Origin of the sequence: Ochrobactrum sp. Q0168 (assembly GCF_016427605.1) — a bacterium.
GTDB lineage: Bacteria > Pseudomonadota > Alphaproteobacteria > Rhizobiales > Rhizobiaceae > Brucella.
Window position 1 is genome coordinate 1 of sequence record NZ_JAELXQ010000024.1, and the last position, 23,335, is coordinate 23,335.

Genomic DNA, 23,335 nt, shown 5'->3' on the forward strand with positions numbered 1-23,335 from the left:
ACGTCTTCGCGTTCTCACCATGGGTCTATCGCCAGAGAAACCTGGTCGAACGCTTCTTTAACCGCATCAAGCACTATCGTGGTATTGCCACACGTTATGATAAGAACCCGGCCAATTTCCTCGCTGCCGTCAAACTCATCGCTATCCGCATCTGGTGCATCACTGGCGTTGCTACTGATTAAAGATTGATCGGTGTGAACTATATTCTTGACTGGCAAACAGCACCTCGCCCAAAAACAGGGCCAGGTGGTTCCTATCTTTTCAATACGGATGGTCCAGTCTGCATCGACAGGAGCGCTTACGAAGTTATCTTTGATCATCAAATGAAACGTAAGTGTGTCAGTGCAAACGCGCTGTCCCACTCGACTTATCCAGCTTTCACCCGGCCCAGGCTTCGTAAATTGCCAATAATGATGCGTGAATCGTGAAGTGACTCTGTCAGTTTTCCCTATCATATTGTTCCCAACAATAACAAAGGGGAGAGATGATGAAGAAGCTCAATCACTTGCTGGTGGCGGGTATCGCAATCCTGTTCGCTGCTCCGGCTTTAGCAGCCGAGGCAGAATCCTGTAAAGCACCGAAATTTTCGGATGTCGGCTGGACCGATATCACCGCGACCACGGCGCTCGCATCGCTTTTGCTTGAAAAGGCTGGATACCAGCCCCAGACGACAATCCTCTCAGTACCGGTGACCTTCCAGTCACTGGAAAATGGCCAGATCGATATCTTCCTTGGAAACTGGATGCCGCTTCAGGAAGAAGTGCGCAAACCCTATCTCGAAGGAAGGAAAATCGAGCAGGCCAGTATCAATCTCGAAAATGCAAAGATCGGTCTTGCCGCAACGGGCAAGGATCTTGGCATCAAGACCTATGCCGACATCGCAAAGTTTAAAGACCAGCTCGGCGGAAAGATCTACGGTATCGAAGCGGGCAGCAGCGCCAATGCAACGATCCAGTCGATGATCGAGAAGGACAAATTCGGCCTCAAGGATTTCCAGTTGGCGGAATCAAGCGAACAGGCCATGCTGTCACAGGTGCAGAACGCCGTGCGCAAGGATGAGCCCGTGGTGTTCTTCGCATGGACCCCACATCCGATGAATATTCGTTACAAGCTCACCTATCTGGAAAACGGCGATAATCTCTTTGGCCCCAACGACGGTGCCGCAACCGTCGAGACGCTGACCCGCAAGGGCTATGCAGCGGATTGCCCGAATGTCTCGCATTTTCTGTCGAAGTTGAAGTTCACGACCGAGATGGAAAGCACCATGATGAATATGATCCTCAATGACGGCATGGAAGCCAAGGATGCCGTCACGAAATGGATCAAGGACAACCCGGCGCAGCTCAATGCGTGGCTCGACGGTTTCAACACTTTCGACGGTAAACCAGCGCTCGCCGAAGTGAAATCCAGTCTCGGCTTGTAACAAGTAATAAGCCGCGAAACTATTTTTGCCGCAACTTGCTCGGCGCCTGTCCGAAATACCGCTTGAAAGCGCGGGAAAGCGAACTGATCGACGAAAAACCGGTCTGTTCCGCCGTATCCGCCATTGAAAGATGCGTATCAAGGATGAGGCGTCGAGCAGCCTTGAGCCGCAGCGACAGATAATAATTGCCCGGCGATTGCCCGATCACATTGGCAAACAGCATTTCAAGACTGCGCGTCGAAAGACCGAGCCGTCTGGCGATCCGCGTCACCGGGATCGGCCGGTCGATATGGCTTTCCATAATCTTGATGGCATCGGCCAGCCGCGGCTCGCGGTTCAAAAGCCGCCCCAGCGATACCAATGGCTGCGCGTCCGAAGCCTGCCGCACCTCGTCATAAACATAGAGGCTCGCGACATCGAGCGCGATGGAATAGCCATGCCGCGCGCGGATCAGCGCCAGCATCATGTCGAGTGCGGGCGCAGCGCCGCCCGTCGTCAGATAGGTCCCGTCGCGCACCCAGCGATCCGATTGCATCTCCACTTCCGGAAATCGCTGGGAGAAGGCTTCCAGATCTTCCCAATGGGTGGTGGCTTTCCTGCCATTGAGAAGCCCGGCTTTTGCCAGCACCCATGAACCCGCCTCAACGCCGATCACCAGCTGGGACTGTTTGGCAGCCTGCCGCAACTGCGCAAGAAGCTTTGGGGTCGCGTGTTCCAGCGCATGAAATGCGCTGACGATGATCAGTATATCCTGCGGTGTTGCCTCGAATTTTCCATTCACACCGACCTTCAGCCCGCTTGATGTGGTGGGGTCGTTCCCATCCGGGGACACCACCCGCCAGGAATAGAGCGAACGACCCGTCACACGGTTGGCGCCGCGCATCGGATCGAGCGTCGCGGCCAGTGACATGAGCGAACAATCCGGCAAGACCAGCAGGGTGACAGACAGTTGTTCGTCGGATGGTTCAAAGATCACGGGCTTCGCTCTTCGCCAAATTAATTTCGTAAAATGATAATCTCAGCAATCCGCGACCTGTCAAGCTCGACCAAAATCGAGGGAAATCACCATGCCTCTGCAGCCCGCTCGCGAAACCTTCATCACAGCCGCCGTTACCGGCGCTGGCGCCACCACACACCGCTCCAACAAGGTGCCGATCACGCCAAGGCAGATTGCCGATGCCGCCATTGAAAGCGCTAAAGCAGGTGCCGCAATCGCCCATATACATGTGCGCGATCCCGAAACGGGCGAACCATCGCGCAAAGTCGAACTGTTCCGCGAAGTGGTCGATCATATCCGGGCATCGGGTGTGGATATCGTGCTTAACCTGACCGCGGGCGTTGGCGGCGATCTGGTCTTCGGCTCTGCCGAAGCGCCGCTGCCGCCGGATGCATTGAAGACCGATATGGCGGGGGCGGCAGAGCGCCCTGCACATGTTGCAGCACTTCTGCCGGGAATCTGCACGCTTGATTGCGGCACCATGAATTTCGGTGAAGGCGACTATGTGATGACCAACACCCCTGCCATGCTGAAAGAAATGGCAGCGCAAATTCAACGTTTGGGCGTTCGCCCGGAAATCGAAATTTTCGACACAGGTCACCTGCCATTGGCCCAATGGCTGCAACAGCAAGGCCTGCTTGACGACCCAGTGATGGTGCAATTGTGCATGGGCATTCCATGGGGTGCACCGGATGATCTCGCGACGCTGGTGTCCGTCCTCCACAATCTGCCGGATAACTGGATATTCTCAGCATTTTCCATTGGCCGTAACCAGTTGCCTTATGCAGCACTTGCGGTGCTCGCTGGCGGCAATATCCGCGTCGGCCTCGAAGACAATATCTGGCTCGAAAAGGGCGTGCTCGCTTCCAATGGCGATCTGGTGGAACGCGCCAGAAACATCGCCGTCAATATGGGGTCAAAGATACTGACGCCCGGTGAAGTTCGCGAAAAGCTCAAGCTCAAGAAGCGTTGGTGATGCCCATGACCATTCATCCTACCAAGATCGCCTGCATCGGTAGCGGCGTCATCGGCAGCGGCTGGGCCGCACGCTTTCTGCTCAACGGCTATGATGTTGCCGTCTATGACCCGTCGCCGGATGCGCAGGCCACAACCGAGCATATCCTCGACAATGCCCGGCGCGCCCTGTCCGCCCTCACCCCGAAGCGCCTGCCAAACGAAGGCACACTTTCCTTCGCGCCATCACTGGCCGACGCCGTGCGCGATGCCATACTGATTCAGGAAAGCGTGCCCGAAAGGCTAGACCTGAAGCTCGCGGTTCTTAAGGAGATCGAGGCATCCTGTTCCAGCGACGCGCTGATTGCATCATCCACCTCCGGCTTCCTGCCGAGCAAGCTGCAAGCCCCCTTGCAGCACCCGGAACGGCTGATCATCGCGCATCCCTATAATCCGGTCTATCTGCTGCCTCTGGTGGAACTCGTACCGGGTGAAAAGACCGGCAGGCAGGCTATCGAAATGGCCGCCGCGCTTTACCGCCATACGGGTATGGAAGCCGTCATTCTCGAAAAGGAAATCGATGCCTTTGTCGGCGACCGTTTGCTGGAAGCCTTGTGGCGCGAAGCGCTCTGGCTCGTCAAAGATGGTATCGCCACAGTTGAGCAGATCGACAACATTATCCGCTATTCGTTCGGTTTGCGCTGGGCGCAGATGGGCTTATTCCAAACCTATCGCATCGCGGGCGGTCCGGCGGGTATGAAGCACTTTCTGGCGCAGTTTGGTCCCGCCTTGCAATGGCCGTGGACGAAACTGACGGATGTTCCGGAGCTGGACGAGACCCTGATAGGTCGCATCGCCAGCCAGTCCGACGCGCAGAACCAAAACCTGTCGATCCGCGATCTTGAATCCATTCGCGACGCCAATCTGGTGGCCATTATCCGCGCCCTTTCCCAGCAGCAGCAGGGCAAAGGCTGGGGCGCAGGCGCACTTTTGAACGAGTATACGGCGCGGCTCGACACATCCGACGACAAGATAGCGTCTCGCTCCAGTCCGCTACGGCTGCTCGACGCCCGTGTGATCCCGGAATGGATCGACTATAATGGCCATATGACCGAGCACCGATATCTCGATCTTTTTGGGCGGACTACCGACCAGTTACTCGCGCATATCGGCGTTGATAAAGCCTATCTGAGCGGTGGCCACAGTTACTACACCGTCGAAACCCACATCATGCATCGCGATGAAGCTAAAGTTGGCGACAAATTGCATGTCGACACACAGCTTTTGTCCTTCGATGCAAAGCGAATTCACCTCATCCATTCGCTGAAACGCGGTGAGGCAGAACTGGCAAGCGCGGAACAGATGATGCTCCATGTCGATACGAAAGCAGGCAAGGCGGTTGCCGCCGATCCTGTCATTTTGCAAACGCTGGAAGAGCTCACGCTTTCCCAGAACGGCTTGACTGTTCCGGCTGCTGTAGGACGATATGTGGGACAGCGCGCCTGAGCGCTGCCCCAATCAAACGGAGAGCAGCCTTTGACGCATCCGTTTCAAGTATTGGCATAAAATGCTTGAACATACCTCTCCATGGTACGAGACGAAATAAAACACCTATCCGGCGCTCACATTAACATCCAAGAAGGCTTAGGAAATGCGCCGGTCAATGCCTATATCGCGGCCATGTCGGGTAGCAATGTGGAAGGTTTGTTTGCGCGAAAAGGCGCTGATTGAGACCGAAAAATTCTGACTGGCAATTAACGTTGCAGCTTTTAGGGCAGGAGCATTCTACACAAAAGTTGCCCGTTTTGGGGAATAGGTTATTCGAATTGCGAATTGCTTTTATGATTTGGTTCTGTTGATACCGGAAATATTTCTTAAAGGTATTTCGAGCGCTCGCTTCAAAGCGTGCGCTGAATCGATACGGGGTCGGAAAAAGATATTTTCCTTCAGGCACGCTAAGGCAGAACGGAGCGACAACGATCATTTACACGTCCTGAATCGCGATTGAGGTCTCCAAAGAACAGATTTTCCAGCATTAGAGCAGAACTCGATCACGCGAGAGGCACTCATGCTGATGATTTCCTTTTTGATTGCCGGATTCTGGCTGTCCATCGTCACGCTTGCTCATTCTGCTGAACCGTCGGATTTCGAGAGGTTGAACTGGACAAAGAGAGTACCGGTCCGCTCCATGTTGCAATCTGGTATCCCACCGAAGAATAAGCTAGCGCGCGCCCACTTTAATCGGGGTCATATTCGCAAGATTTGAAGTAGTTGGCTAGGTCGAAAGACAGATCAACAAGCTGAAGCTTCAGGCACGGTTGATCAGCGCAATGTGAAAGAAGCAGTCATCAAATATTGCATCAGATCCAATATTCCATGCAGAAACACCGAAGGGGAAATTCGACGCACCTGCAGTGATTACAAGGCTCACAGACGTGCCGAGAAACAGAGGAGCAAGAGATCCAGGCCGTTTATTCAGCGGGTCAGGGTGTCGCTCTCAGTATCTCACATAGCTGATGTTCATGGTTCCTCGCGAATTGACATTTCGCCAAGCTTGGTATGAATCTGCGTGTGACGCCTTCTGGAAAACTTCTCACACTCTGCCCCTGTCACGCGGAGTGCAGCTACCTCTCTTAAAATGAAATACCAGCATGCGGCTTTAAATGAGTTGCAACGGCGCGGTCGAGCGCTTCGATTGCCCGTGGAGCGCCCTTTATACGACCAGTTGCCGCCAGCGACGATGCAGAGCTCGCCCCGAAAACGAGTTCGGATACTGCGTCCACTCCCAACGTGATTGACGGGTCTTCGCCATTTTGCCTTACCCCCTCTCCATTGATCGTCCACACGCCATTATTCTCGGAGATCAATTGGTCTTCAATCCGCAGAACAACATCTTGAGAAGCGTTATAGCTACGAGCGTTTAGGAATTTGTGCAGGTCCAGCGGTCTTATCCAGCTCTCATCGCGGAGTTCCGACGTTTGCACAGCCCGCAGATTTTCGACAAACAGAGGTAGCGGATCGTCAACCGGTCGTGACGGCAGAATAACCTTGTGAAGGATATCCTGGGAAAATAAGTGGCCAATTAGTGCACGCCAGGCGCCGTCATCGTGAGCCACCAGATCATCGACAATTGCTGTTCTTTGAGTGGAAGTAAACCAGTTGTCCGATGATTGAATATGAAACCTTATATATCCCCGTTCGGCGCCCTCAGACCCAACCACCGCCGCATGGTGAGGCGCGGATGCCTTTCTGGTGCGTAATTCCTGTATTCTCCACCATGCGTTCCAGCGTGACAAGGTTGCTGCCCGTGGTGTCGGAATCGCTTTGGCAATTCTCTGGAACAAGTCAAAGCTCTCAACTGCATCGACAATACGTAAATCACTATGCCGTTCAAGTTTTGGCCGTCCACCATTGGAAAGGTCAACCTCCTGCCGAACAGACCAAGACGCGATTCCGTATCCGTAGCGTCCATAGATACGAGCATCGGATGCACGCAAGCCCGCGACCACATAACCTTGCGCATGAGCGCGCCTCAATTGCTCGCTCAGCAGCGCACGGGCAATACCGTTGCGGATCTGGGTCGGGGCGACACCAACATGCGTCACTGCGAGGTGACTAACGTAATTGCCGCCGGGTAGGGCAACAGAACCTTCATAACCATTGACCACGCCCTGCAGTTCACCGTGGATAAATCCACCGAGCGGCGAACCGCTTTCCAGATAGTCGGTTTCGGCCTTCGCATCGGCGTGACCGATGTCGGCAATGCCAAGCATGGCCTGACGAAACTGGGCAAAGGCCTGTCGCTTTTCTTGCGTGCTGGTAAGGGCGCGAACCTCTATGGGGCGGGTCTGTTCAGTCATGTGGAGTATCCCGAAAATTGAAAGCAGCAAGGCACGCGCCCCGCATTATAAATGGGCAGCCGTCTTTGGTGTCCTGTCAGGGCAGGACACCTGTCTCTACATCACTACACCGGGGCCAGCAGACCACGGGCTTTCAGGCGGGCGGCAGCGCCTTCACCGAAATGCCAGGCCTCTTCCAGATGCGGCTGGCCGGAGAAGATGAAATGATCAAACCCTGCCTTGTGGTAGGTCTCGACCAGGTCTGCCACCTGCTCATGGCTGCCGACCAGCGCGGTTCCCGCACCACCGCGCACGAGACCGTAACCCGACCACACACCGGGATGGATTTGCAGTTCACGGGCTGATTTTGGCAGTCCATCCCGTTCGGCATGCAGCGCCGTCATATGGCTTTGGCCAACCGATTCCGATTTTGCTGCAAGGCTTTTGGCGTTTGCCACCTGATCAGGGGAAACCCAACCGAGTAGCTTGTCGGCGACCGCCCATGCCTCATCCTCAGTCTCGCGGGAAATCACATGCAGGCGAATACCAAATTTCAGGTCACGACCTTTGGCCGCCGCCTGTGCTATCAGCTTCTTGATGTTCTCGGCTTCCAACTCAGGCTGGCGCCCCCAGACCAGATAAACATCGGAATGCGATGTGGCGACCTCGGTTGCCGCGCCACTTGCACCACCAAAGAAGATCTGCGGCAGGCCGTAAGGGGCAGCATTGATACGCGCTTCGCGTATGTCGTAATGTTTGCCGTTGAAGGAAAACGGTTCTTTCGCGTTTTCGTCGGAGACGCCGCGCAGCACCTGAATGAATTCCGCAGTCCGCTCATAACGGGCGTCATGATCAAGGTGGTCGCCAAACCGTGCCTGTTCAAACCGATCACCACCGGTCACCACGTTGAGCAGCAAACGACCCTGCGTCACCCGCTGAAAGGTGGCAGCCTGATGCGCAACAAGGGTTGGCGAAATCAGACCCGGACGAAAGGCAACGAGAAATTTCAGCCGTTTTGTCTCGGCCGAAAGGGCGGCCGTGGCAATCCATGCGTCTTCGCACCATGTACCGGTTGGGGTCAGCACGGCGTGAAAGGGCTGCGCTTCGGCCGCGCGTGCGACCTCGCCAAGATAGGCGAGGGTAGGCGCACGGTAACCGCCGGCAAAATCGATCAGGTGGCTGTCATTGCCGGAACCGGTCAGGCCGCGACTGTCACCATTGGTTGGCAGATACCAGTGCAGATGAATTTTGCCACTCATGACCGGATCTCCGAAACGACGGATGAAGGCCGCTTCTGTCGTGAAGAAAAGCTGTTGTGTTTCATGCGAAGTCTCGTTGTGTGAAGGAAGGAACCCGGTGGACAGCCTCATCGCGCCGGCCAGGTACGGAGGCGATGAGGGTGCGGGCATAGTCTGATTTTGGTGCGCGAATAAGCGCATCGGCGGGGGCAACCTCGACAATCTGACCGCGTTGCATCACCGCAATCCGGTCGGCAATCGACACGGCGACCCTGATGTCATGGGTGATGAACAACATCGCTAGGCCAAAGTCCTTTTGCAGCTCGGTCAGTAGTGTCAGAACCTGCGTCTGCACCGAAACATCCAGTGCCGAAACCGGCTCATCGGCCACCAGTAATCTGGGCTGCAACATCAGCGCACGCGCCAGCGCGATACGCTGTCGTTGGCCGCCCGAGAAGGCGTGCGGTTTGCGGTCGGCGGCGCGCGCATCAATGCCCACCCGGCGCAAAAGCTCGTTCATGCGCGCCTCTGCCTCATCCCTACTGACGCCGAAATGCCGGGCAGCCTCGGTCAGGGTGCGACGTATGCTGTGACGCGGATTGAGAGAGGATTGTGGGTCCTGAAACACCATCTGCACCAGCGGGCGTCGCTCGCGGGTAAACAGGCCCTTGGCGTTTTCAATGTCATCTCCGGCAAAGCGGAAGGTGCCGGCATCCCGTTCAATCAGCCCAGTAATGACTTGACCGAGCGTTGATTTGCCCGAACCGCTTTCGCCGACCAAAGCAAGCGTTTCACCCTGCCGCAGCAGCAGGTCTACGCCACCAAGCGCTGCAACCGGTTCCCGTGTTTTGCTGAGCAGACGGCGGGAGGCGGCATGGGTTTTGCGGATGCCGTCAAGCTGCAGTAGAACGGCGCCATCGACCGGTGGGCGATGGCTGTTGTCAAAGTCAGGCACGGCTGCCAGCAAGCGGCGTGTATAGGGGTGCTGCGGCCCCGCCAGCAGATCAGGGGCGGTGCCAGTCTCAACGATTTCGCCGTTCTGCATAACCACGATACGGTCGGCAATGTCGGCAACCACACCAAAGTCATGGGTGATAAACAGCACGGCAAGGCCGCGTTTTTCGCGCAGATCAAGGATCAGTTTGAGAATTTCCGACTGGGTTGTGACATCCAGCGCGGTGGTCGGTTCATCGGCAATCAGCAGTTCCGGTTCGCAGGCAATGGCCATGGCAATCGCCACGCGCTGCCGCTGCCCGCCAGACAGTTCATGCGGATAGCGCTGGCCGATCGTGTCCGGCTCCGGCAGCTTCATGGCGGCAAACAGTGCAGCGATCTTGTCCTTAGGTGCAGGAAAACCGTGCGCCTCAAGCGTTTCCGTCACCTGCCGACCAACCGTCAACAGCGGGTTGAGTGCAGTCATCGGCTCTTGAAAAATATAGCCAATGCGCCTGCCACGCAGTCTGCGCAGCTGTACCTCATTGAGAGAGAGAATATCCTGTCCGTCAAAGGACAGAGCACCGCCGGTAACCTTCAATGTGTTGCCTGGCAGCAGACCGGCAATGGCTGAGGCAAGCACTGATTTGCCGGAACCGCTTTCGCCGACGATGCACAGCACCTCGCCGCGTTTGATCGACACCGTGGCGTTGGACACAGCAAGAGATCGATCAGCCCCTTTGGGAAGGGCAATGTCGAGCCTGTCTATGGCAACAAGTGGGGTGCATTTCTGGCTCATGGCTGATGCCTCCCGGCATGTTTGGGGTCCAGCCAGCGTTCCAGCCCATCACCAACCAGATTGAAGGCGAGCACAGTCAAGAAAATTGCCAGCCCCGGCAGGGTCGACAGCCACCAGTTGACGCTGAACGAGGTTCTGCCGGACGCGAGCAGGAACCCCCAGGACACGGAGTCGCGACTGCCAAGGCCAAGAAAGCTGATGCCGGATTCAATCATCACAGCACCCGCAATCAGCAGCGAGGCCTGCACCACCACCTGCGGCAGCACATTGGGCAACACATGCAAAAGGGCAATGCGCAGATGCGACAGGCCACTGATCCGCGCAGCGCGCACCCAGTCGAGACGCCGCAGCGACAGCACTTCGGCCCGCACGATCCGCACGATGGGCGGCCATGAGATCAAAGCGATTGCAAACACGACGGTCCAGCGGGTGGGCGAGAGAATGGCAACGATCATGATCGTCAGCAGGAAACCGGGGATTGTCTGGAAAAACTCGGTGATGCGAATGATCAACTCGTCAACGATCTCGCCAAAGTAACCGGCCAGCAGCCCGAGCACGACACCGAGGCTGACGGCAAAGGCAACGACACTGACGGCTACCGCCAGCGTTGCCCGGCTGCCGTGCACGAGACCGGCGGTCAGGTCACGCCCCAGCATATCGGTACCAGCGGGAAAGCCAGGCGAGAGGGGCGGCAGGTTTGGCCGCGCCACCATACGCCATGGATCGCCGGGATAGATCAGATCGGCAAAGATCACCAGAATTGCCAGTGCGACCAGCACCGCAAATCCAAAGATCACAGGTGGTCGGAGCAGGGGATGGTTTGGCCAGCTGATCATACCGTTCCCTCCCGCTCAAGGCGCGGATCGATCAGCCGATAGGCGGCATCAGCAATAAGATTGGCAAGGATCACCCCGAAGGACGAAACGATGAACACGGCAAGAAGCACATTATAGTCACGGGTGGTCAGCGCGTTGAACGCCAACCTGCCAATGCCCGGCCAGGCAAACACCGTCTCGACAAGTATCGAACCGCCAATCAACTGGCCGGCCTGCAAGGCGGCAATGGTGATGGTCGGCAACAGGGCATTGCGCAGCAGATGGTCGCGCCAGATCCGCCAAGGCGACAGGCCCTTGGCGCGCGCCGTGCGAATGAAATCCATGCCGGACACCTGAAGAATCGCGGTGCGCGATACCCTTGCATGGATCGACATATGGAAAAGCCCAAGCGTCAGCACCGGCAGCGCCATATGGGCCAGACGGTTGACAAAGGCCGGCCACCCGCCTTGCGAGGCGATGGAGGCTGTTTCCATACCATAGGAGGGCAACCAGCCGAGTTTGACGGCAAAGATGATGATAAAGACGAGGCCAACCCAGAACATCGGCATGGCAAAAAATGCCACCGAAATGGTGGTGATGATGCCATCCAGTGCTGAACCCGGCTTTCGGGCTGCAAGCGCACCCAGCGTCACGCCGAGAACGATCGAGAACAGAAAACCGCTGATCGTCAGCACAAGTGTTGCCGGAACCTTCTCCAGCACAATGTCGATCACCGGCCGCTGGTCGCGGTAGGACAGTCCAAAATCGAAGGTCGCGACGCTCTGCAGATATCTCCACATTTGCAGATAGACCGACCCATCGAGCCCGAGATGGCGGCGCAGGTCTTCGACAAAGGCGGGGTCACTGCCGCCCTGATCTCCGGCCAGAATAAGCGCCGGATCACCCGGCGCCAGACGCAGCAGCAGGAAACTGCCAACGACCACAAAAAGCAGGGTCAGCAGAGCCTTGGAAAGCCGCAACCCAATCGCATAGACGGTTACCGCAGCCCGGCCCCCCTGCGTCGTGTTTTGCCTCGCTGCCATCACTTCTTCAGCCAGACATTCGCAAAATTGTCATCGGTGCCGAGCGCCGTGGTGATCAGGTCCTGAACCTTGTCGCGGTAGAGCGTCGGAAAGACGATGTCGTGGGTCCATACCATCGGCATTTCATGCGACAGGATTTTCTGAACCCGGGAATAGATCTGCTTGCGCTTGGCATCGTCCTGCTCATGCGCACCCTGATCGAGCAGGGCATCCACCTCCGGGTTGGAATACCCGTTGATGTTGCCGCCGGTGCTGCCGGCATTGTCGCCCTTGACAGTCGTGTAACCGTAGGAAATGCCAATGCCCGGATCGGCCGTGGTGTAAACGAAGTTCTGGGCAATATCATAATCGAAGGTGGTAAGGCGTTTGAACCAGCCGGCAACGTCAACTGACTGGATTTCAACCTTGATACCAACCGCACCCAGCGCCTCACGCAAATATTCCGCCTGTCGCGACCACAATTCACCATAGGGCAGAGGCACCAGCTTCAGCGTGAAACGTGTGCCATCGCCACCCACCTTGTAACCGACCTCGTCCAGCAGGGCTGCGGCCTTTTCCGGATCATAGGGGTAAGTCGTCTCGACGCTTGCATCCTTGTAAGCCGACAGGCTGGAGAAAGGGCCGTTGATCGGTTTGCCATAACCAGCAAAGATCGTGTTGATAATGAAGTCGCGGTCAATCGCCTGGGTGATGGCCTGACGGACCTTCCGGTTAGCGAGAACCGGATTGCGGTTGTTGATATGCACATAACCGATCGGCTGCAGGAACTCCCAACCACCTTCATTGACCGCAACACCCTCAAGTGCAGAAAGGCGCGGAATGTCGAAATTCTCGACATCGCCGGAGCGCAGCACGTCGACCTGTCCAGTTTCGAAGGCAATCGAGCGGGAGTTCGCATCCGGCACGATCTGGAAATCAATTTCATCGAGATAGGGTTTGCCCGCATCCCAATATTTGTCGTTACGAACCAGACGGATGATGCTGCCCTTTTTCCACTCCGAGAACTTGAACGGGCCGGTGCCGATAAATTCCGAATTGGCAGGTGCGGCGCGCAGATCGGTTACGCCGACATATTTATGGGCGGGGACGATCGCCACATTGAGCGACCACAGGAAGGCCGGGTAGGGCGCCTTCAGCGTAAAGACAACGGTCAGATCATCAGGCGTTTCGATGTGGTCGATCTGCGCGCTGAGGTCTTTTGAACGTGCGTGCTGGATCGGCAGGAAGTCGCCGATGCTGAAGGCAACATCCTTTGACGTGAAAGGCTCGCCATCATGCCAGGTAACGCCGGGGCGCAGCTTGAACGTATAGGTCTTGCCATCGGCGGAAATCTCCCAGCTTTCCGCCAGCCGCGGAATAGGTTTGATGTCCCTGGCGGAATAACCAAGCAGCGAATCGTAGATCTTGTTGCCAACAAAGGTCGCCGGACCCAAGCGGTTGATGCCGGGATTGAGCGAGATGGGCTCCGGCTGGACAATCAGGTTCAGTGTACCCCCGGTCTCTGCCGAAAAAGCCGTGGACGCGAAGGCCAAGCCGACAATCGCTCCAGTTAATCCAAGCGCAAATGATCTCCAGTCGCGAGCAAACATCTCTTGATCCTCAATTCTATAGTTTTAGTAGATATGATCGAAAAAGGGATCAAAGGTGCGCTGCTTCTGTTCTAAATTTGGGCCGAAAAATGAAATTCTTCTATCGTTAAGTGGTGAAGGCATGATTGTGCAGCGCCGCTTGTGAGCAAGAGCGAATAAAAGTTAGCGGAAGCGTATTCCCCATACGGTGTGTGAGGCGGACAGATATTTTCCCGAACGCGCGGAGTTTGGAACTTTGCGACACTCGCAGAATTTTCGAAATCTATAAATATTATAGACATTATCAATTAAGGTTGTTCCAATGAAATCTTATTCTCACTGCTCAGCACTGGGACGTGTTGCATCGAGCCTTGCCATTATCGTTTCGCTTGGGGGAGAGGCGCTGGCAGGTGAGCCGCATTATGGCGGTACGCTGCGCATTGCTTCCCTGCAGGCGGATCTCGATGCCTTTGATCCGCTAACAGGTTACAGCACCGATTCCTGGGAGATCCTGCGGGCAGTCACCCGCCAGCTGGTCACCTATCCTGGCGCATTCACCGATATCAAGGACGATACCAAGCTGGTGCCTGACCTTGCCAAGTCCTGGGACGTGTCGGATGAAGGCAAGACCTACACCTTTCATCTGAAAGACGATGTGTTCTTTTCCGGCCCCATCGACCGCAAGATCGTAGCAGGCGATTTTGTTTATAACATCAAGCGCTTCTGCGATCCGAACAAGCAGGTCGCTGCCATCAACTACTTCAATCTGGCGATCTCCGGCTTCAAGGCCTATTGTGAGGAGTTTGCCAAGGTTCCACCAGGTGATCTTGCCGCAACCAAGGCATTCATCGATTCCCACGAAATCTCTGGCGTCAGCGCCCCTGATGACAAGACACTCGTGATCAGGTCGGATTCAAAAAACTACGACTTCCTCAACATTCTCTCGATGAACTTCGTGTCGCCGCTGCCGCCGGAAGTCGCGTCGAAATATTTCCCTGACTCTGCGGAGTTCCGCAAGAACTTCCCCTCCAGCGGTCCTTATTACGTGGATAGCTATCAGGATGGCCAGAAGCTGGTGCTGAAAAAGGCCAAGAGCTTCAAGGCCGAAAGCGACGAAGCCCGCAAAGCCTATGTCGATGAGATCATCGTTGATTTTACCGCCAACAGCGAAGACAGCATCGTCCAGAAGATCGAAGCGGGTGAGGCGGATCTGTCGCTTTATCTCGACACACCGCCAAGAACCGCAATCAGACGTTTCCAGACCCAGAAGGCGGAACAGCTGCATTCGTCCAACAGTGGTGCGGCCAACTTCATCACCTTCAACGCTCGCCCGGAAGCCCAGAGCGACGGCGCCAACGCGCTGAGAAAACTGGAAGTGCGCCAGGCTCTGACCTATGCCGTCAACCGCGCCCATCTGGTGCAGGTACAGGGTGGCCCGATTGCCGCCGTGCCGCTGACGCAGATCATCACCTCGACCATTCTCGGTCACGAGGCGTTTGATCCGTACCCGACCGAAGGCAACAAGGGTGACGCGGCGAAGGCCAAGGAGTTGTTGGCAAAGGCCGGTTACCCCAATGGCGTGAAGTTTGATGCCATCTACCGCACGACCGCCCAGTTTGAGGCAATTGCCGTTGCGGTGAAGGAAGATGTCGCTGCCGCCGGTATCGAGCTTAACCTGATCCCGGTTCCGCCAACCCAGTGGTATGCCTTCATTCAAGACGCCAAGAGCAGATGGGATATTTCGCTTGGTGGACAGTTCGCGCCAGACTGGCAGGGGCCAAGCACCCGCATGCTTCTGGGAGGCTGGCTCAACTCGGATGCTGCACCTTGCGGTACCGGCAATGTTAACTCGATTTGCTATAGCAATGCCGAGCTGAACAAGCTGGCCGCTGAGGCATTCCCTTCGGATGACCCCGGTCCGATCTGGGCCAAGGCTGACAAGATCGTCTCTGCCGACATTCCGTGGATCCCGCTGTTTGAAAAGCGCAAGATCGCCATCACCTCAGACCGCATTACCCATTGGGCATGGTCTTCGCTGGCGGTTCAGGCCGATATCACCAACATCGCAGTGAAGAAATAAGTCCGATGAGCGTCTTTTCCGTACACGATTTGCAGGTTCGTTTTGGCGCCGTCGAGGCTGTCAGAGGCGTATCATTTGATGTCGAAGAGGGAAAGACGCTGGCCATCGTCGGCGAGTCCGGATCGGGCAAGAGCGCTAGCCTGCTGGGGGCGGCTGGTCTCCTGCCAGCCTCGGCAAAGGTGCGCGGCAGTGTTCTCTACCGTGGGCGAGAGATACTAGGTGCGTCACCGGCGGTGTTGCGCAAGATAAGGGGGGCCGAGATCGGCTTTATCTTTCAAGATCCGCTGAGCAACCTTCATCCGCTCAAGACGATTGGCGACCAGATCGGTGAGGCGATATCGGCTCATCGATCCATCGGCAAAAAGGAGAAGCGCGAGCGTGTACTTGCGCTTCTCCACGACGTTGAAATATCGAACCCGGAAAAGCGGCTGGATGATTATCCGCGCCATCTCTCGGGCGGCATGCGCCAGCGCGTGATGATTGCCATTGCCATTGCGCTGAACCCCGGCCTGATCATCGCCGATGAGCCGACCACGGCGCTCGATGTGACTGTTCAGGCCTCGATCCTTGATCTGCTGCGACGTTTGCAGGAGAGGCACGGTACCGCACTGGTCTTCGTCAGCCATGATCTGGCTGTCGTGTCCGATATCGCCGATGATGTGGTGGTGATGCGGGACGGTCTTGTGGTCGAACGTTCCGCCGCCGATGCCATCTATGCCACGCCAAAACATGCCTATACGCGCGAATTGCTGAGTGCAGCACGGCTGGATGGCCCAAGAACTTATACACAGCCACCTGCGGTCAGCGCAAGCCAGTCGCTGCTTAATGTGGACGGTCTCAGCCGTTCCTTTGTTGCAGGCCAGCCGGTGCTGGAGGACGTAACGTTTTCTATCGCCAAGGGCGAAATCCTCGGGCTGGTCGGTGAATCCGGTTCTGGAAAATCGACCATTGGCCGGCTGATTGCCGGTCTTGATCGGCCGGATGATGGCTCCATTGCACTCTCCGGCACTAATTATGCACGGGCCGGCCGCCCTACCACGCTGACTGGCGCTGCACGCCGCGACATTCAGGTGGTGTTTCAGGACCCTTACGCCAGCCTCAATCCGCGTCGATCCGTTGAATCCATTCTTTGCGACAGTTTCGTCATCGCCGGTGAACGCGACCGCACGCGCCTGCGCCAGCAGGTTCACCAATTGCTGGCAGAGGTGGAACTGCCGGAGGCCATCGCCAGCCGTTTCCCGTCGCAACTCTCGGGTGGTCAGCGGCAACGTGTTGCCATCGCACGGGCAATTGCCTCGCGACCATCGCTCGTTGTCGCGGATGAGCCGGTGTCGGCGCTCGATATCACCACTCAGGCCAAGATCGTCGAGTTGCTGCGCCGTCTGCGAGATCGGCTGGGAATTTCTTTCCTGTTCATTTCCCATGATCTCGGTGTGGTCGGTGAATTATGCGATCGCGTCATCGTGCTGGAGAAGGGGCATATCGTTGAGGCTGGCCCAACCCGGCGCATCTTCGAACGTGCCGAACACACCTACACAAAACGTTTGCTGGCCTCGATGCCCGGCAGCAAACGGCAACTCGTCAATACAGTTGTGAAGGCCGTGTCCTATGTCGGTTGAGATCATCGAGGACGCACCGCGCCGTCACTGGTTGCCGGAGTTTGTCGGCATCTTGTGGCGTGAGCGAAGCGTGCGGGTTGGCGCCATCATCGTTTTTGCAGTGCTGGTTGCAGCGGCCTTGGCGCCACTGGCTGCCTATCTGACCGGGCATGGCCCGACGGACCTGTTTCCGGATGTGGCGCTGGATGAAATGGGCCTGCCGGTTGGCCCATCCTGGGCCTTTCCGCTGGGCGCTGATGGAAATGGCCGCGATGTGTTCGTGCGCACACTGTACGGCGCGCAGATTTCACTGCTGGTCGGTATTCCCGCGACCACGGCTGCGATGATCATCGGCACGTTGATTGGCATGATCAGCGGTTTTCTGGCGGGCCGGGTCGATCGGATCGTCAGTCAGGCAATCGATGTTGCCATGTCGTTTCCCTTCGTCGTCACTGCACTCAGCCTGTTGTCATTGAACAGGGGCGAGCAGGGCATGCCGTTGATTTCGCCTGTCGTTGTGGTCATTTTGGTGATTACGCTGTTTTCGTGGACCTACTTTGCCCGCCTGACGCGCGGCATGGTGCGGGAACTGCGCTCAAGTCCGATGATCGAGGCATCGCTGGTGACGGGCGCTTCAAAATCCCGCATCATCTGTCTCGATATCCTGCCCAATATCCTGCCGACCCTGCTGGTATACTGGGCGGTGCAACTTCCGGCCAACATAGTGGCGGAGGCCACCTTGTCCTTCCTCGGTGTGGGCATTCAGGCACCGGTACCAAGCTGGGGCAACATGATTGCCGAAGCCCAGCGCACCTCGCTTTATCAGGACCAGCCTTGGTTTTTGGCCGGACCCGCTCTTGCGCTTTTTCTCACCGTGGTCGGCTTCAACACCCTGAGTTCCGGTTTGCGAACCGTGCTCGATCCGCATCAGAGGCGTTTGTAATCCATGACCAGAAACTTCATTTCAACCGTGTTTCGGTCCGCGTCGACACTCGTCATCGTACTGATCCTGTCTTTCTTCATCACTCGCATTGCCTATCGTAATCCTGCGGCCATGCTGGCGCCACGCAACGCCACGCAGGAAACCATTGACGGTGTGGCGCGGGCCTTGCGCCTTAACGAGCCATGGTACGATCAGCTGTGGTATTACCTGTTTCGTGGTCCTGACATTCAAGGCGCGCCGATGGGCTTGATGCACTGGCCACCGGCGCTTGGATTTTCGTTTCGCAAGCAGGCGCCAGTCACCGATCTCATTCTGGCAAAGGCCCCGGTGACCATTTCGCTGGCACTTGGCGCACTGGTCATCTGGATGGCGATCTCCATCATTTCTGGCGTTGTTGCCGCCCGGTGGCATGGCCGTTTCATTGATCATGTATTGGCGCTTTTTGCCTATGTCGGCCTGTCGATCCCGACATTCCTCAGCGGCATTCTGATTTCCTATTTTTTCTTTTATCAACTGACCAACCATGGTTACAGCTGGTTTCCGAGCAGCGGTTATGTGCCCCTGACGGAGAACCCGCTGGAATGGGCGCGCCATCTGGCTTTGCCCTGGGCAACGCTGGCCATTGCTGAAATCGGCATTTTCCAGCGCATCGTCAGGGCAGGCATGCTCGATGTTCTGGGCCAGGATTATATCCGCACCGCCCGCGCCAAGGGGCTCGGCGAAAGCCGCATCTACCTGTCTCACGCCTTAAAGGCGGCCCTCAATCCCATCATCACGCTGGGTGGGCTTGAGCTTGCCGTGATCATGGGCGGCGCAATCGTCACGGAAACGATCTTCGGTCTCGATGGTATTGGCCGCATGGCGATTACCGCCGCACTGGACGGCGATTTCCCGCTGGTCATCGGCACGACTATCTTTGCCGCATCCGTTTTTGTGGTCTGCACCCTGATCGTTGATTTGGTCGCGCAATGGCGTGACCCGTAGTGATCCGACGTGACCCGGCCAATCCTGTCCGATGCGCTGATGCCGGCGCTTAACCCTTCAAACCCGACAATCCTGCAGATGGCCTTCAAGGCTCGTCGCCAACACAATAGACATTCGCGCCCGCATCTTTTGCTGATGCTGGTCCACTATGAAGGAGAATGACATGACCGCAGTGGATGCAACGATTTCACGTAGCTATTTGCGCCCCGCAACGGCACGAGAAAAGGCGCTCGTCGAGCGCTTCCAGCCGGTCTTTGACCGTATTGCCGAAGGCAGTATTGAGCGTGAGCGCAACCGCACCTTTCCCTTTGAACAGGTGCAGTGGCTGAAGGATGCCGATTTTGCTCTTGTGCGTGTGCCGGTGGAGTTTGGCGGTTTTGGTGCCTCGCTTGAGCAGGTGTTTTACCTGCTTTCCCTGCTGGCAGAGGCCGACGCCAATGTCGCCCATATCTGGCGCAACCATCTGGCCTTTGTTGAGGACCGCCTCAATGCCCGGCCATCCGCCGCCAATGAACGTTGGCTGCAGCGCTTCCGCGACCGCGAATTTGTTGGTGGCGGCTGGACGGAAGCCAATAACGGCACCTATGCCACCATCAAGACCACAGTCACTAAAACCGATGACCACTACCGGGTATCCGGCGCCAAGTTTTATGCCACCGGCAGCCTTTATGCCGACTGGCTGGATGTTATCGGCAAGGACGCCGACGGCACGCTGATCACCACACTCGTCAACCGCCACCAGCCCGGCGTTGAGCTGTCCGATGACTGGCCGGGTTTTGGCCAACGCACCACGGCCAGCGGCAGCGCTGTTTACACGGATGTTGTGGCGCATGAGGGCGATGTTTTTCCAGCCAGCGAACGTGTTGTCTATCAGGGGCATTTCTACCAGACGGCGCTGCTGGCGGTGCTGACCGGCATCACCCGGTCCGTGCTGAGTGATGGTATCAAGGCACTCAAATCCCGTGGCCGCAATTATCCGCAAGGGCTTGATCCGGTGCCGGCACTGGATGCGCAATTGTTGCAGGTGATTGGTGAGGTTTCGGTGCGTGCCTTTACGACCGAAGCGGCACTTCGCCGTGCAGCAGCTTCGCTTGACCTTATTGCTGCCGCCCACGCTGCCGGTGATGTGGAACTGCGCGACAAGCGCGCCACAGCCGGTGAAGTGGCTGTTGCGCAGGCGCAGATCGCCATTGTCGACAACACGCTTTATGCCGCCACCCATGTGTTCAACGCGCTTGGCGCCTCGGCCACATCAGAGGAAACCGCGCTCGATCGCCACTGGCGCAACGCCCGTACGCTGGCCTCGCACAATCCGGTTGCCTACAAGGCCCGCATCCTTGGTGACTATATGGTCAACGACAAGTCGCCGGTGTCGAGCCTCGCGCGGCTTGGTCGCGGCGGGCAGGGCAACTGAGGAGCGGCACCATGACCAGACCTTATCTCGCCCTTGCATTGGCCGGTCCACATCTGGTGGAACTGACCGGCAGCCGTGAACTGCTAGCACGCTGGGATGCCTTGCCGGTTGCCTTTACGGTGCTTGGCATCGACCGCATCGATGGGAGCGAGCCGGCAGCCGTGACGCTTGCCAGCAGTGCCGCCGGTGCCACGCTGGCCGGTGCGACCGAAAACGGCCGCTTCCTGATTGCCGCTGCACCACAACGTGACCACCCCTATAATCTGGCACGCCGTGTTGCGTCGCTTGCCCATCTCTCGGGCGGACGCAGTGGCCTGCTTGTCGGTATTCGTGATGCCTATGCACCGGAAGGGCCAAAGGATGCTCCGGCATGGGGCGGGGCGGGGCTTGGCGGCGGTGCGCAGCTGAATGCCAAGACGGCCTATGACATGGCCGTTGCCGTGAGAGCGCTGGAGCAAAGCTGGCCGTATGACACGATCATCGGCGACCTTGAAAGCGGCATTCTCGTGCAGTCGGACCGTATCGTGCATGTCGATATTGCCAACAGCTTTTCCATTGCCGGACCGCTCAATGCACCGGAACCACAGACCGGTGCCTCGGTCATTGCTTGGTACGGCCACACAAATGCGGATGCTCCACCTGCGGGAGACAATAACCCGATTGAGCTGGTGTTGGGTGGCGCGGGTGCTGTGCCCGTAGTCTCCTTGGAGGAGACACCACCCACCCAAGGTGTGACCGGTGTCGTGCTGAAGGCAGGCAACGAGCAGTCGGTGCGCGCGTTGCTGGAGGCGGCAGAGCGCCTGTTGGCGGATGGTTTTGAAACAACGCCGCTTGGCGGCTCCCTGCGAGATGCCATCAAGCTCGTCCCACCGCAGCCGCTGCTATCCACGGTGCGTGCTGCTTTCCCGGCGCCAAAACCTCATGTCGCGCTGTAGACGGTATTGGAGACATTTCAGATGACAAACAAACGATCTGGCCACGTCCTGCTCGGCATCAACGTGCTGGTTCTCGGCTATCTGCCGGCGGCGTGGAAAACGCCATTGCTGGAAAAGGATGCCTTCATTGATCCGGCCTATTGGGAGAATATTGGCAAAACGGCCGAACGCGGCACGCTGGATGCGCTGTTTCTGGCAGATGGACCGCTGCTCGGTGACCCGGCCTATGATGCCAATCCAATAAGGCTGGAACCTTCGGTCAATTGGGGTCACGTGGCGGCAGCAACCTCGCATGTTGGTCTGGTGGCGACGGCCTCTTCAACCTTCAACGATCCATTTGAACTGGCTGAGCGCTTTTTATCCTGGGACCAACAGACTGGTGGACGTGCGGCATGGAATGTCGTGACCACCCGTGGCGCGCCGGCTGCGCGCAATTTCGGCATTCCCGACATTCCGGCCCGCGATGACCGCTATGAGCGGGCAAGCGAATTTGTCGATGTAGTGCGTGCTCTATGGGCTTCGGCGGCTGACGGGCGCGACATTAATCATCAGGGCGAGTTTTTTAACATTTCTGGTCGCCTACGTGTGCCGCCATCAAAACAGGGCCAGCCAGTCATCTTTCAGGCCGGTGGCTCACCGCAGGGCCGCACACTGGCAGGCCGAATTGCCGAAGGGGTATTTGCAGCAGAACTGACCAAGGCGCAGGCAATCGAACATTACCGGCTGGTCAAGGGATTTGCCCGCGACAATGGCCGCTCACCGGATGATGTAAAAATCCTGCCGGGTCTCTTGCTGAGTCTTGGCAGCACGGAAGAGGAGGCGCGTCGCCGCAGCGATGAAATCCACGATGCCGGCCCGGCGTCGTATTCGGTGGGTTGGCTGTCGCAGGCCATCGGCTACGATGCCTCGAAGCTGGAACTGGACGAGCCGTTTCCCGAAGAGATCCTGGGGCCGATAAGGGACGCCAAAGCCTTCCTTGGCAGTATCGGTTTTCGCGAATCCATCATAACGCAGATACGAAAGACCAACCCGACGGTGCGCGAATATCTGCGCCAGACCCGTTACACCGGTTCGGGCCACGCCGGTTTCGTCGGTACGCCGGAGCAGCTAGCCGACCATATCGAGGACTGGTTCCACGCTGGCGCCATCGATGGCTTCAACCTGCAGCCTGACCGGTTGATCGATGGTCTGCCGGTGATCGCAGATGAACTGGTGCCGATCCTGCGCAAGCGGGGTCTCTATCGCCACGAATACACGACCGAAACACTTCGCGGCCACCTCAAAGCGGCTTCGCCAACGCCTTTCGTCTGAGTTGTTGTGAGCGATATTTCTGCACAGGAGTTTCCGAGCCTTCCGGTGCACGTCCCGTGCAATTCGAGATCACACCTAACGTCAGGGCGAGTTTGCTTGCTTGGCTCGAACGGAGAGGAGGAACAGTGGAGGACTATGCTTTTCCTAGCTGGGTCGATCACAGCGATCATCTGAGCACTCGACAGTATGCCAGGTTGGTCGATGAGTGGGTCACCGCAATCGGGCTGCGACGCGAAGACTATGGCACTCACTCGCTTCGGCGCACAAAGGCCGCGATGATCTACAAGGCGACGGGCAATCTTCGAGCAATCCAGATCCTCCTCAGGCATACCAAGATCGAGAACACGGTCAGGTATCTCGGTGTGGACATTGAGGACGCGCTGGAATTGGCAGAGCATACAGATATTTAACAATAACGGCCCCGCATTGAGCGGCGCCGTGCATTTTAGAACAAGCGGATA

General features: G+C 57.2%; 18 protein-coding genes and 2 pseudogenes. 13 read left to right on the forward strand and 7 right to left on the reverse strand.

The window, feature by feature from the left end:
• A pseudogene (locus tag JAU75_RS22435) lies at positions 1-182 on the forward strand (hypothetical protein); the annotation flags it as partial.
• Between the two features lie 305 nt (positions 183-487).
• Entirely contained in the window at positions 488-1,423 is a 936-nt protein-coding gene (choX, locus tag JAU75_RS22440) for a choline ABC transporter substrate-binding protein (RefSeq protein ID WP_199058713.1), read from the forward strand.
• A 19-nt stretch (positions 1,424-1,442) separates the two neighbouring features.
• On the opposite strand, the gene JAU75_RS22445 is transcribed toward choX, so the two are convergent.
• Positions 1,443-2,399 carry a GlxA family transcriptional regulator gene (locus tag JAU75_RS22445; RefSeq protein WP_199058714.1) on the reverse strand — a complete coding sequence of 319 codons (957 nt, stop codon included), beginning with the start codon at positions 2,397-2,399 and terminating at the stop codon, positions 1,443-1,445.
• A 91-nt stretch (positions 2,400-2,490) separates the two neighbouring features.
• Here JAU75_RS22445 and JAU75_RS22450 point away from each other — a divergent pair, with 91 nt between their 5' ends.
• The 3 genes from JAU75_RS22450 (at position 2,491) to JAU75_RS23965 (ending at position 5,640) form a co-directional block, all read left to right on the forward strand.
• Positions 2,491-3,396 carry a 3-keto-5-aminohexanoate cleavage protein gene (locus tag JAU75_RS22450; RefSeq protein ID WP_199058715.1) on the forward strand — a complete coding sequence of 302 codons (906 nt, stop codon included), beginning with the start codon at positions 2,491-2,493 and terminating at the stop codon, positions 3,394-3,396.
• A gap of 5 nt (positions 3,397-3,401) precedes the next feature.
• Positions 3,402-4,880, forward strand: coding sequence for a carnitine 3-dehydrogenase (locus JAU75_RS22455; RefSeq protein ID WP_199058716.1), 1,479 nt, complete (start codon positions 3,402-3,404; stop codon positions 4,878-4,880).
• Positions 4,881-5,442: 562 nt separating this feature from the next.
• Entirely contained in the window at positions 5,443-5,640 is a 198-nt protein-coding gene (locus JAU75_RS23965; protein WP_210339385.1) for a hypothetical protein, read from the forward strand.
• Positions 5,641-6,007: 367 nt separating this feature from the next.
• Here the strand turns inward: JAU75_RS23965 and JAU75_RS22460 are convergent, their stop codons facing one another.
• From JAU75_RS22460 to JAU75_RS22485, 6 genes are all read right to left on the reverse strand, one after another.
• Positions 6,008-7,234, reverse strand: coding sequence for a GNAT family N-acetyltransferase (locus JAU75_RS22460; RefSeq protein WP_199058717.1), 1,227 nt, complete (start codon positions 7,232-7,234; stop codon positions 6,008-6,010).
• A gap of 104 nt (positions 7,235-7,338) precedes the next feature.
• Positions 7,339-8,472, reverse strand: a complete 1,134-nt coding sequence (locus JAU75_RS22465) for an LLM class flavin-dependent oxidoreductase (protein WP_199058718.1) — start codon at positions 8,470-8,472, stop codon at positions 7,339-7,341.
• Between the two features lie 61 nt (positions 8,473-8,533).
• Entirely contained in the window at positions 8,534-10,183 is a 1,650-nt protein-coding gene (locus JAU75_RS22470) for an ABC transporter ATP-binding protein (protein WP_199058719.1), read from the reverse strand.
• On the reverse strand, positions 10,180-11,019 hold the full coding sequence (locus tag JAU75_RS22475; RefSeq protein ID WP_199058720.1) for an ABC transporter permease: 840 nt from the start codon (positions 11,017-11,019) through the stop codon (positions 10,180-10,182). The genes JAU75_RS22470 and JAU75_RS22475 overlap by 4 nt, the downstream gene beginning before the upstream one ends.
• The gene (locus JAU75_RS22480) at positions 11,016-12,041 is read right to left on the reverse strand and encodes an ABC transporter permease (RefSeq protein ID WP_199058721.1); all 1,026 of its coding nucleotides are present in this window, start codon (positions 12,039-12,041) and stop codon (positions 11,016-11,018) included. Before JAU75_RS22480 ends, JAU75_RS22475 begins: the two co-directional genes overlap by 4 nt.
• Entirely contained in the window at positions 12,041-13,630 is a 1,590-nt protein-coding gene (locus JAU75_RS22485) for an ABC transporter substrate-binding protein (RefSeq protein WP_199058722.1), read from the reverse strand. The genes JAU75_RS22480 and JAU75_RS22485 overlap by 1 nt, the downstream gene beginning before the upstream one ends.
• A 301-nt stretch (positions 13,631-13,931) precedes the next feature.
• Between JAU75_RS22485 and JAU75_RS22490 the strand changes: the two genes are divergently transcribed.
• The 8 genes and pseudogenes from JAU75_RS22490 to JAU75_RS22525 form a co-directional block, all read left to right on the forward strand.
• A complete protein-coding gene (locus JAU75_RS22490) occupies positions 13,932-15,689 on the forward strand; it encodes an ABC transporter substrate-binding protein (RefSeq protein ID WP_199058723.1) in 1,758 nt (585 codons plus the stop codon).
• A gap of 5 nt (positions 15,690-15,694) precedes the next feature.
• Complete coding sequence (locus JAU75_RS22495) at positions 15,695-17,308, forward strand: ABC transporter ATP-binding protein (RefSeq protein WP_199058724.1); 1,614 nt, start codon at positions 15,695-15,697, stop codon at positions 17,306-17,308.
• Positions 17,298-18,230, forward strand: coding sequence for an ABC transporter permease (locus JAU75_RS22500; RefSeq protein ID WP_199058725.1), 933 nt, complete (start codon positions 17,298-17,300; stop codon positions 18,228-18,230). Before JAU75_RS22495 ends, JAU75_RS22500 begins: the two co-directional genes overlap by 11 nt.
• A gap of 3 nt (positions 18,231-18,233) precedes the next feature.
• On the forward strand, positions 18,234-19,214 hold the full coding sequence (locus tag JAU75_RS22505; RefSeq protein ID WP_199058726.1) for an ABC transporter permease: 981 nt from the start codon (positions 18,234-18,236) through the stop codon (positions 19,212-19,214).
• Positions 19,215-19,377: 163 nt separating this feature from the next.
• A complete protein-coding gene (locus tag JAU75_RS22510) occupies positions 19,378-20,628 on the forward strand; it encodes an acyl-CoA dehydrogenase family protein (protein ID WP_199058727.1) in 1,251 nt (416 codons plus the stop codon).
• A gap of 11 nt (positions 20,629-20,639) precedes the next feature.
• Positions 20,640-21,563: an LLM class flavin-dependent oxidoreductase gene (locus JAU75_RS22515; RefSeq protein ID WP_199058728.1), complete on the forward strand. Its 924-nt coding sequence runs from the start codon at positions 20,640-20,642 to the stop codon at positions 21,561-21,563.
• A gap of 21 nt (positions 21,564-21,584) precedes the next feature.
• Positions 21,585-22,874, forward strand: coding sequence for an NtaA/DmoA family FMN-dependent monooxygenase (locus JAU75_RS22520; protein WP_199058729.1), 1,290 nt, complete (start codon positions 21,585-21,587; stop codon positions 22,872-22,874).
• Between the two features lie 47 nt (positions 22,875-22,921).
• Positions 22,922-23,284, forward strand: a pseudogene (locus JAU75_RS22525) (tyrosine-type recombinase/integrase); the annotation flags it as partial.
• Positions 23,285-23,335: the final 51 nt, after the last annotated feature.